General features: G+C 68.0%; 11 protein-coding genes and 1 tRNA gene. 3 read left to right on the top strand and 9 right to left on the bottom strand.

Features of this window, described 5'->3' with window-relative positions:
- From PLE19_03000 to PLE19_02990, 3 genes are all read right to left on the bottom strand, one after another.
- The coding region (locus PLE19_03000) for an ATP-binding protein (protein ID HPD13885.1) at positions 1–491 on the bottom strand (491 nt) is incomplete at its 3' end.
- A 115-nt stretch (positions 492–606) separates the two neighbouring features.
- Entirely contained in the window at positions 607–1,413 is an 807-nt protein-coding gene (locus PLE19_02995) for a PD-(D/E)XK nuclease-like domain-containing protein (GenBank protein ID HPD13884.1), read from the bottom strand.
- Entirely contained in the window at positions 1,410–1,565 is a 156-nt protein-coding gene (locus PLE19_02990) for a hypothetical protein (protein ID HPD13883.1), read from the bottom strand. Before PLE19_02990 ends, PLE19_02995 begins: the two co-directional genes overlap by 4 nt.
- 411 nt (positions 1,566–1,976) lie before the next feature.
- On the opposite strand from PLE19_02990, the gene PLE19_02985 reads away from it, so the two are divergent.
- Positions 1,977–2,510: a hypothetical protein gene (locus tag PLE19_02985; GenBank protein HPD13882.1), complete on the top strand. Its 534-nt coding sequence runs from the start codon at positions 1,977–1,979 to the stop codon at positions 2,508–2,510.
- Positions 2,507–2,803 carry a hypothetical protein gene (locus PLE19_02980; GenBank protein ID HPD13881.1) on the top strand — a complete coding sequence of 99 codons (297 nt, stop codon included), beginning with the start codon at positions 2,507–2,509 and terminating at the stop codon, positions 2,801–2,803. The genes PLE19_02985 and PLE19_02980 overlap by 4 nt, the downstream gene beginning before the upstream one ends.
- A 401-nt stretch (positions 2,804–3,204) precedes the next feature.
- Here the strand turns inward: PLE19_02980 and PLE19_02975 are convergent, their stop codons facing one another.
- The 3 genes from PLE19_02975 to PLE19_02965 form a co-directional block, all read right to left on the bottom strand.
- On the bottom strand, positions 3,205–3,951 hold the full coding sequence (locus PLE19_02975; protein HPD13880.1) for a hypothetical protein: 747 nt from the start codon (positions 3,949–3,951) through the stop codon (positions 3,205–3,207).
- A 323-nt stretch (positions 3,952–4,274) separates the two neighbouring features.
- Positions 4,275–4,352 (bottom strand) — tRNA-Pro (locus PLE19_02970).
- A gap of 299 nt (positions 4,353–4,651) precedes the next feature.
- Complete coding sequence (locus PLE19_02965) at positions 4,652–5,515, bottom strand: DMT family transporter (protein ID HPD13879.1); 864 nt, start codon at positions 5,513–5,515, stop codon at positions 4,652–4,654.
- Between the two features lie 122 nt (positions 5,516–5,637).
- On the opposite strand from PLE19_02965, the gene PLE19_02960 reads away from it, so the two are divergent.
- Entirely contained in the window at positions 5,638–6,636 is a 999-nt protein-coding gene (locus tag PLE19_02960; protein HPD13878.1) for a TGS domain-containing protein, read from the top strand.
- Positions 6,637–6,718: 82 nt separating this feature from the next.
- Here the strand turns inward: PLE19_02960 and PLE19_02955 are convergent, their stop codons facing one another.
- The 3 genes from PLE19_02955 to PLE19_02945 all read right to left on the bottom strand — a co-directional run bounded on the left by PLE19_02955 (position 6,719) and on the right by PLE19_02945 (position 10,290).
- A complete protein-coding gene (locus tag PLE19_02955; protein ID HPD13877.1) occupies positions 6,719–7,033 on the bottom strand; it encodes a DUF5666 domain-containing protein in 315 nt (104 codons plus the stop codon).
- Between the two features lie 624 nt (positions 7,034–7,657).
- Positions 7,658–8,923, bottom strand: coding sequence for a hemolysin family protein (locus PLE19_02950; protein HPD13876.1), 1,266 nt, complete (start codon positions 8,921–8,923; stop codon positions 7,658–7,660).
- Positions 8,920–10,290 (bottom strand): hemolysin family protein, encoded by a 1,371-nt coding sequence (locus PLE19_02945; protein HPD13875.1) that lies wholly within the window; start codon positions 10,288–10,290, stop codon positions 8,920–8,922. Before PLE19_02945 ends, PLE19_02950 begins: the two co-directional genes overlap by 4 nt.
- Between the last annotated feature and the right edge of the window lie 209 nt (positions 10,291–10,499).

The raw sequence follows: 10,499 nt of genomic DNA, 5'->3' as shown, positions 1-10,499 counted from the left end.
TAGCGGTCGTAGGTCGTCGCCTCGGGGTCCTCGAACTTCTCCACCTTGGCGTGGGCGATGAGGATGACCGCCAGGCCCTTGCCGACGCGGAGCGCGTTCAGCGCATCCACGACCCGCCGCCAGTGCGTCAGGGCATGGACGTAACCGCGTTGGTAGCCGCCGTCGGCCTTCTCGATGCTCGATACGCGGAACTCGCGGCAGACCGCGTCCCAGATGAGCCGCTCCAGCCAATCGAGGCTGTCGATGACGACCGTCTGGTAGTCGTGCTGCTCCGCGCCGAGTTCCGTGAGCGCAGCCAGCACGTCGTCCACGCTCGCGGCGAGCGGGAACTTCTCGCAGGCGATCTCGTTCAGGCCGTCCTCGGTCTGCACGAAGATCGGTTTCGGCGCGTTCGCCGCCAGCGTGCTCTTGCCGATGCCCTCCGTTCCGTAGACCATCAGCCGCGGCGGCATCGGCTGCTTGCCGCGCTGGATGGCTTGCATGAGTCCCATTTGTCACTGTCTCCTTGCCCGTCTCCGGGCGAAAAAGAGCGGCGGGCGGACAGGCACGGGGAGTCTCAACCGGGTGGCCCTATCCCGGCCACGCCATCCCGTCCGCGCCGCGCGCTCAGACGTAATCAAAGAAACGGACCTCCTCGTAACCCGTGGGCCATGAGTCCGAAGCTTTGCACTGTTTGAGCCGCTCGACCGCCGCCTCGTTATCGAGCTGGCAGATGGCAAGCGCCTGCTCCGACACCTGCCACACGCCGCACCGGAACGGCGGCTTCTTCTCGACCGCGATGAAATGAACCGGGAACGCGCCTCCGGCGGCGACGCGCAGGACGGCGCGGTAGAACGCCATCTGGTGCGCGTACTGGAAGCGCCGCGCGTCGGCCTCGAACCACGTGAGGTCGTCGCACGTTTTCAAGTCCACGATGCCGTGGAGCGGGTGAAACCAGTCGAGACGCGCTTGGCACGGCACGCCGCAGTATTCGGCGCGCACCACACCTTCGGCGATGCCGTCCGACAGAAGGTCGAGTGCCAGCCGGTGCGACCGGACGCCGGTCGCCATATTGACGATGAGGGCGAACTGCTCGTCGGTCAGGACGGGCTTGCCCTGCGCCGCCGCCCAGTCGGCGTAGGCCTGGGTGTTCGCGCCGTAGGGCTTGCCGGTGCGGGTGTTGATGGGCCCGCCGACTGCGTACTCCGCGTCGAACCTCTCGCGCCCTTCGAGAATGAGCACGTGGGACGCGCGGCCCAGAAGGTAAGCGGGCCGGTCCTCGTCCGGTACGAGCCCCTGGACCTTCTGCCAGAAGAGCAGCGGGCACCGGCGGAAGTCCGCGAGCTGATGCGAGGTGAGATGCGTCTTGGCCTTCTCGCGGTATTCGGCGTCGGTCTCGCGGATGAGAAAGTCAGGCTTCTTCGGCGTGGTCACGGCTGCACCTCCTGGGGCTGCGCCGTGAACCAGGTGATGCTGAGCCTGCCGGTGACGGCGCAGATGCGGGAACGGCCGTTCGTGACGAGTCCGGCCTCGCGGAGTTCCGGCAGACGCCGGGAGGGCGCGTGCCGCTCCAGACCGGTCGCCACGGCGATCTCCGCCGCCGTCTTGCCGGGGTTTTTCAATACTTCCGCGAGGCAGAGCTGCCGCTGCGCGTGAGCGCGTCCACTCGCTTCGGCCTCTTCTGCCGCTTGGTGGGACGTGAGTGGGTCCGTCCTTCTTGCTCGGGCCATTTCTTGTCTCCCTGCGACTCGGCGGCGGACCATTCCGCCGCGCCACAGGGTTGTTTGCCGCTCGGCAGGCTCATTGTTGAGAACCGCTCAAAAACATATGCGTGCATAATGCGCGCATGAGCCTGTGAGCCCGCGCATCATGCACGCACATGATTCTGGCGGTTGCATAATGAGCCGTAATGAGATCAGCCCGATGAGCCATAAATATAGATGTCCGCGCTCCGAATGGTTCGGAGCCAAGGCCCACTTTTCTGAAAGGGTGCGGACATGCGAAACGATTACGGTCAGTTGGTCGAGGCGTGGAAGGTTGATCTCATCTTGGACAGGGCGCGGAGAAAGGGATTCCGGCCCGACGAGTTGGAGGACGTTCAACAGGATGTTATTCAGGCGGTGATGGACTTCCGGTTCGAGCCGGAAAAGTCCAACGGCGCGACGGAGAACACAGCGCTCACCGCCCTCATCGACAAGCAGCTCACATTCATTCAGCGCGGCAGGGCCCGCCACCACAAGCATCACGAACGGTTCAAGGAACTCATGGGCGTCCGGGACGGCCAACCCGTCCAGGACGCGATGGTCGAGTCCCAGGAGCGCGCTGTCGCGCTGGCGCTCGACGTCCGGGATGCGGTCGCCAGGCTCACGCCGCAGGAGCAGGTCATCTGCGCAGCGCTGTCCAGAGGCGAGAACCGCTTCAACATTGCCAAGGCAATAGGCGTGTCTCGCTATGAGCTTGACCGGGCAATCGACCGCATCCGGGAACAGTTTGAGAAGCGCGGTCTCGACGCATGGGTGCGCGGCCTATGAACAAGACATGCGCAATCGTTGGGCAGGAAGAAATCTCGCAGATTCCCGAAGAAACCACTGGATTTCCGGCGGGGAATCCGCCTCATGATCCCTTGCCCGAAGCGGCTTCGGGACGTCCGCTGTCCCTCGCGTGGATAACGGACGACCTCCTGCGGTACACGCAAGAGGTCTGGTCCAGGGCCTACGGACGCCCGGTCTCGGAGGACGAGGCGATTGAGATGCTGCTCAACGTCAAACGCCTTGCCGAGGTCATGCTGAAGATCGAAGGGCGGAAAGGAGGCGTGCACGAATGAATGTCGTGATTTGGGCGCGGGTGTCGTCCCGCGAACAGAAGGAAGGGTACTCGATTGACGCCCAGTTGCGCGCCTGCCGCGACCGGGCGACCAAGAACGGCTGGACAGCCTTGCGGGAGTTCGTGGTGGCCGAGTCGGCCAAGCGAGGCGCGGAACGGGTCGCCTTCAACGATATGTTCCGGTGGGTAAGGGCCAACGCCAAGCGCGAGAAGATCAAGGTCATCCTTTCCCACAAGCTCGACCGTGTCTGCCGGAACATGCGAGACGCCGTCAGGCTTCAGGAACTCGAAGACGAGTGCGGCGTCCAGCTCGCCTTCGTAGAGAACCAGTTCGGCCCTGGCGCGGCTGGTGCGCTGTCCTTCAACGTCATGGCCGCCGTGGCGCAGTACTACTCGGACAACCTACGCACCGAGGTCTTGAAAGGCATGGACGAGAAGGTCCGCCAAGGATGGCCCACGGGACTCGCGCCTTACGGCTACCTTAACGTGGAGGATAAGAACGAGCCGGTCCAGCCCCATCCCGTGGAGTCGAAGGCCGTCCTTCGCATCTTCGAGCTCTACTCCACCGGCAGGTACACCTTCGAGCGCCTGCGGGACCAACTCGCGGCGGAAGGGTTCATTTACCGACCGAGCCAACCGAGCTTCAACCGGTCGGCTCTGTCCTACATCCTGAATAACCGGTTCTACATCGGCGAACTGCATCGCAACGGGAGTGTCCACCAAGGCAAGTACCGGCTCCTCATCGACCGGAAGACCTTCGAGACGTGCCAGGACATCCTGAATGGCCGGAACCGCCGTATGTCGCATCACGTCCACCTGTTTTCCGGCGGGCTTATCCGGTGCGCGTACTGCGGCTTCGCCATGACCGGCGAGCGCATTCGGCGCAAACTCCTTGACGGCGGTGTCCGCGAGCACGTCTATTACCGGTGCGCCAACAACAATCCGGCCGGTGACCATCCGCCGCTTCGGTGGCGAGAGGAGGACTTGGAGGACATCATCCGGGAGGAACTGGGCTCGTTCAAGATGCCGCCCGACATCGCCGAGTGGTTCCGAGCCACCATCCGGGCGGCCTTCTCGGATGTCGAGGATCTCCAGCGGCAACGGAAACAGGCGCTCGCCAAACGCCGCACGGAACTTGCCGGGATGCAAGACCGTCTCCTCACCGGCTACCTTTCGGGAGCCATCGAGGAAGCAGTCTTCCAAGCGAAAACGGCGGAACTGAAGCGCCAGACGGCGGAAGTGGAGGAATCGCTCAGCCGGGCAAACAACTACGCCCCTGACGCGCCCGTGCGCGCCCTGGCGCTATTCGATTTCAGCCAGAGGCTCGCGGAATTGTGGGAAGGTTCAAACTCGGAGGAGAAACGCGAGATTCTGGATTGCGTGAGTTTGAACCGTACCGTATCGAGCGTAAGTCTCGCTCTGACAAAGAGAAGGCCGTTCGACTTTCTCGCCGAACGGCCCTTTTTGAAAAATGGTCGGGGCGACTGGATTCGAACCAGCGACCTCTTGAACCCCATTCAAGCGCGCTAGCCAAACTGCGCCACGCCCCGATGTCCGGCTCTAGGATAGCAAAGAAAGGGGGGAAATGTCAAATCAATCCGACACCCGCCGGCCCAGGCGCGAGGCAGCCGCTCAGCTCGGTTGGCTCCACTGCAACCCTGCGCCCGCGTGCGAGTGGCACGCCTTCGGCTTTGAGACAGGCGTCTCAGAGCGCTGCCAGGCCCAGGCCCGGCAGGTCTGAACAGTCTCAGGCGCTCCGGCAACTGGAACTCGCCGAACTGAGCGGCTTAGCGCTTCGTTCGGTGCCAGGGGCTTGTCTACCGGGATCATATCACAGGTCTCGGCGTTGTCAAGACACTCCGCGGCGCGAATCGCGCGGGGCCACGTGGGCGAAGCGCACGAGCAGCGCGACGAGGATCAGCCCTCCGCCCACGAGGGTGCTCGCGCTCGGGCTCTCGCCCACGGCCAGCCACACCCACACGGGGTTGAGGATCGGCTCGGCCAGGGTGAGGAGCGCCGCGTCGGTGGCCGGCACGGCGCGAATGCCCCGAATGAAGAGAACGTAGGGGATGCCGAGCTGGATCGTGCCCATGGCGGCGACGAGAAGCAGGGCCTCGGCGGACAAGCCGCCCAGCTTGCCCCACGCGAACGGCAGCAGGAGCGCAGCCGCCATGAGGTTGTAGAGGGCCGAGAGGGCGACCGGGCTGCCGCTCTGGATGGCGTGCTGGAGCAGGGCCAGCGCCGCGAAGGCAATCGAGCTGGCGAAGCCGCAGACCAGCCCCACGCGCTGCCCCGGCGCCCACGACCCCACGAGGATCACGGCCACGCCGGCCAGGCCGAGGCCCAGCGCAGCCACGGTGCGCCCGCCGACCCGCTCGCGGAAGAACCACACGGCCCCTACGGCGACGAAGACGGGATAGGCGTACTGGAGGAAGATGGCGTTGGCCGCCGTGGTGCCCGCCACGGCGAACACGAAGCTGCCCACGACCAGGGTGTAGGCGAGGCCCGACGCAATGGCCAGCCCCCGGGGCGCCCGGGCCAGACGCGGCAGCGCCCAGGCGAGCAGCAGGCCCGCCGCCGCGCTCCGCAGGCACGCGATGGCGCCGGGGGCCATGTCGAAGCGCGGCTGGCGCAGCACCTTGACGAAGAGGCCGCCCAGGCTCCACAGCACGGCGCACGCGAGCACGAGCAGGTAGCCGCGGGCGCGGGACATGGGCTCGGGCGCAGGCGCGTTCATGGCCTGCGGGTGTAGCACATTCGCCCGCGCGGATCAACGTTGACTCGACGGGCGACGGCGGGTATCCTGTTGGTATCCCTGAACAGGACGGAGTGGAGATGCCCGCCAATCTGTCGCCGGAATACAAGCGCGCCGACGAGCAGTACCGCCAGGCGAAGACGCACGAGGAGAAGCTGGCGGCGCTCGAGGAGATGTTGGCCACCATCCCCAAGCACAAGGGGACGGAGCACATGCAGGCCGACCTCAAGCGCCGCATCGCCAAGATGAAGGAGGCGCCGGCCACGAAGGCCGGGGCCCGCAGCCGCGACATCTTCCACGTCGAGCGCGGCGGGGCCGGCCAGGTGGTGCTCCTGGGCTTCCCCAATTGCGGCAAGTCGGCCCTCGTAGGCGCCCTGACCAACGCGCGGGTGAGCGTGACCGACTACCCCTTCGGCACCCACGCCCCCGTGCCGGGCATGGCCTTCCACGAGGACGTGCCGATCCAGCTCGTGGACATGCCGCCCATGACGCCCGAGGCGGTGCCGCCAGGGATGATGGGCGCGTACCGCTCGGCCGACATCATCGCGATCGTGGTGGACCTCGCGGCCTCCGACGCGCTGGAGCAGCTCGACGGCTGCCTGAACGTGCTGACGAACCGCGGCATCTGGCCCGTCGGGCGGCGCGTGGGGCGCGACGAGCGCGACGCCGAGGGCCGCCAGCTCAAGACGGCCCTCGTGCTGGGCACGAAGGACGATCTGCCGGGTGCCGCCGACACCTTCGCGGCGCTCCGCGAGCTCTACGGCGAGCGGCTGCCCATGCTTTCCGTGTCGGCCACCACGCGGCACAACCTCGACGCCTTCGTCTCCCACCTCTTCACGACGCTGGACGTCATTCGCGTCTACTGCAAGCAGCCGGGCAAGCCGCCCGACCTGGGCGCGCCGTTCATCCTGCCGCGGGGCAGCTCGGTGGTGGACATGGCGCGGGCCGTCCACCGCGAGTTCCCCGAGAAGCTCAAGTACGCCTGCGTGTGGGGGTCGGCCAAGTTCGACGGCCAGCAGGTGCCGCGCGACCACGTGCTGCGCGACCGCGACATCGTCGAGCTGCACGTGCCGAGCTGAGGCGACCGCTCGGCCCCAGCGCGCGCCCTGTGGCGCTTGCGCTGGGGGCCGAGGCGCAGCCGGGCAATGGCAGGGGCAGACCTTAGTTCTCAGGGAGGAGGGTGATCTTGACCGCCGTGCGGGTGTCGCCGTTGCGGGTGTACTCCACCGTGACCTTGGAGTCCACCTTGATGTCGGCGAGCTTCTTGGCCTGATCGCCCTGGACGATCTTGGTGGCCTCGGTGACGGCGAAGGTGAGCTCGCGTTTGACCATGACCACGATCTGGTTGGCCGCGGCATCCACCTTCTTCACCACCCCCGTCTTGGTCTGGGTGGCGCCCTCCTCGGCGGCAGGAACGGCTCGCGCAAGCCCCAGCAACACGATGCCCAACGTCGCCAGCATCACGGCCCTTCTCATCGGCAACTCCTTTCTGAGAGAAAGACAGACATCCGAGGCCGTTGTGCCACGCCCGCGATTCTCGCGCAGAATCGGTCGGGATTCAAGCGCGGCGGGGCGGTGGGGTGTGGGCCGGAATTGTAGGTGGCGGCGGGAGCTCCGAAGGAGCGAAATGGGATAGCCCAGGGCAACGCCCTGGGAACAAGACCGCCCCGCGGCAGCCCTGACAGGGCGGAATCGAGAGCTTCTATCTCGCCCCTTCAGGGCTGGACTCGTGGATCCCGCTGAACCCAGGGCGTTGCCCTGGGCTATCTCATGCGAGACCTTCAGGCTCCAGAGACCATCACCCTGCCTACAATCCCGGCCCACACCCGGGGCGGTGTGCGCCCATGCCGGTGCCGGGGATGCCGATGTCGGCAGGCGGATGCGCGGATGCGGCGGGGCGGCGGGGCAGGAGCTCATACTTGCTCACCCTTGGGGGGAGGAGGTGAGCCAGTATGGGTGGAAGGGCGAGAATGGGCGGTCCTCGCGGTTCCGGCCATACCGGGCACCTCGGGAGGGTGAGCAGGTATGGCCGGAAGAGCGAGAACGGGCGATTGGCGGCCGAGCGCGGGCGTGGGGCACGGGGGCGAGGGCAGAGGGGCTTCAGCGCGCGCCGCTGCTGACGCGGGTGAAGCGGAGGCGGCGGACGTGGCGGGGGGTGGCCTCGAGGATGTCCACGCGGAAGGGGCCGAAGGAGATGTGCTCGCCCTTGCGGGGGATGCGGCCGGCGAGGCTGGTGACGAGGCCGGCGACCGTTTCGAAGCCTTCCTTGCGGATGGCGAGGCCGGTGAGCTCGGCGAGCTCATCCACGTCCATCGTGCCGTCGCACTCGAAGACGTTGCTGCCGGGGGCAATGAGGCTGGGGGGGGCGCCGAGGCGCTCGTCGTAGATTTCGCCGACGATCTCCTCGACGAGGTCGGCGGCGGTGGCGAGGCCGACGACGCCGCCGTGCTCCTCGACGACGATGGCCATGGGGACGGGGCCGTAGCGCAGTTCGCGGAGGAGGTCGCCGACGGGCTTGGTCTGGGGCACGTAATTGACTTCGCGGCGGATGAAGGGGGCGATGGGGGTGGCGGCGGGGTCGCCCGGCAGGTCGCTGCGCAGCACGTCCACCACGCTCACGATGCCGACGATGTTGTCCACGCGGCCCTCGTAGACGGGGTAGCGCGAGAAGCCGGCCCGGGCGGCGACCTCGTCGAGCTGGGCGACGGTGGCCGTGACGGGCACGGAGATGATGTTGACGAGGGGCACCATGGCCGAGGCGACGGGGCGCTCGCGCAGTTCGAGGACGCTGTGGATCATGCGGCGCTCTTCGGAGACGATGGCGCCGTGGTCCTCGCCCATGTCGGCGAGGACCATCAGTTCCTCGCGGGTGACGTAGGGGTTGTCGTTGGTGGGCCGGCTGCCCAGGAGGGCGAGCACGGCCTCGGCGATGCGCGAGACCACGAAGACGATGGGCGAGAGGGCCGTCTGGGCGGCCCGCAGGAGGCCGGCCATGCGGAGCGCGATGGAGTTGGCGGCGGCGCGGGCGATGGACTTGGGGACGATTTCGCCGACGATGAGGATGAGGGGGGCCATGAGGAGGGTGGTGACGGTGGTCTCCCATTCGTGGGGCACGTAGTGGCCGACGACGAGGGTGGCGAGCGACGTGCCGGCGACGACGGAGAGGTTGGTGCCGACGAGGGTGGTGCTGAGCAGGGCCTCGGAGCGCTGGAGGAGGCGCAGGACGAGGGTGGCGCGCCGGTCGCCGCGGCGCGAGGCGGCGCGGAGCTGGGCGCGGTCGGCCGAGATGAGGGCCGTTTCGGACCCGGAGAAGACGCCCTCGAGGAGCAGGCAGAAGACGACGAAGAGGATCGCCGCGGTGATCATGGCGGGGGCGCCTCCTCGGCGGCGGGCGCGCACTGGCCGCCCTGCCAGACGCGCTGCCACACTTCGCTCTCGGGGTCGCGGGGCCGGACCTCGATGGCCATGATGCGGCGCCCGCTGAGGCGGCGGACGCGGTAGGTGAAGTGCTCGTCGTGCACCTCGGCGCCGGGCCTGGGGAGCTCGCCGATGAGGTCGAGCACGTAGCCGCCGATGGTGTCGGCGCGGTCGAGGGGCAGGGCGAAGCCGAGGTCGCTGTTGAGGTCGCGCACGCGGGCCTCGCCGAGCACCTGGATGCAGCCGTCGCCTTTGCGGCACAGGCGGCTGCTGTCGGCCTCGCGGGTGAGCACGCCGCCGACCAGTTCGTCCACGAGGTCGCGCAGGGTCACGAGGCCGGCGGTGCCGCCGTACTCGTCGAGGAGCACGGCCATGTGGTTGCCGCCCTCGCGCATGTCGCGGAGGAGCTGGCCGACGCGGCGCGACTCGGGCACGAAGAAGGCGGGCCGCACCAGGGGGCGCTGGGGCGGCTTGGGCGCGGCGTCGCGCTCGCGGACGAAGTCGCGCAGGGTCTGCTGCCACACGCCGCGGCTGCGCCAGGCGGGCAGGTCGCGGATGTCGAAGACGCCCCAGATGTCGTCCACGCTCTCGCCGTAGACGGGCAGGCGCGAGCGGTGGGTGCGCTGGGCGAGTTTGAGGGCCTCCTCGATGGTGGCCGACTCGGGCACGCAGACCATCTCGGTGCGCGGCACCATCAGCTCGCGGGCGGCGATGGTGGGGAACTCGATGATGTGCTCGACCATGTCGGCCTCGTGCTCGTCTATGACGCCGGCCTCTTCGCCGACTTCGAGGGCGGCGGCGAACTCGTGCCGCGTGAGGAGGTTGGCGCTCTCGATGTGGCCGCGGCGCAGCACGGCGAGGAGGCCGCGGGTGATCGAGCGGAGCACGTAGCGGACGGGCGCGATGACCTTGGAGAACCACAGGAGCGGCAGCGCCACGCCGCGCGCCAGGGCCTCGGCGTGCCGCACGGCCAGCGTCTTGGGTGTCACCTCGCCGAAGATCAGGAGCAGCGACGTGGTGAGGGCGATGGCGAGGGCCACGCCCTGGTCGCCGAGGCGGAGCGTGATCGAGGCCGCGATGATGCTCGAGGCGGCCGTGTTCACGACCATGTTGCCCACGAGGATGGTGATGAGCAGGCGCTGGGGCCGGGCGAGCAGGGCGGCCACGGTGCGGCCCGTCAGCCCTCCGGTCTCGCCCAGGCGCTGCACGCGCGCGCGGCTCAGCGAGAAGAGCGCGGTCTCCGAGGCCGAGAAGAAGCCGGAGAGCAGGAACAACACCACGAGGCCGGCGAGCTCGACCAGCACGGCGGAGGACATGTTGCGAGGTCCGTCCCTTTCCCGAAGGCCTGCCTCCCGCGGCTCCGCCCCGATGCGGCCCGCGGGCCAGACCCTCTGCGCGCCTCTCCCCTCCCCTGTCAGGCTATCATACCCAATTGGCCGTTGCCTGCCAAACGGCGCCGGGGCGGGGCGGGGGGCGGAGTTCGTGTGGGCGGGGCGTCCCTGCCCCGCGAGGTGGAGGGCCGGGG

The sequence above is a fragment of the Planctomycetota bacterium genome, assembly GCA_035384565.1.
Lineage (GTDB): Bacteria > Planctomycetota > PUPC01 > DSUN01 > DSUN01 > DAOOIT01.
The sequence above is the reverse complement of the archived record's forward strand: the minus strand, read 5'-3'. Positions and strand labels throughout refer to the sequence as shown.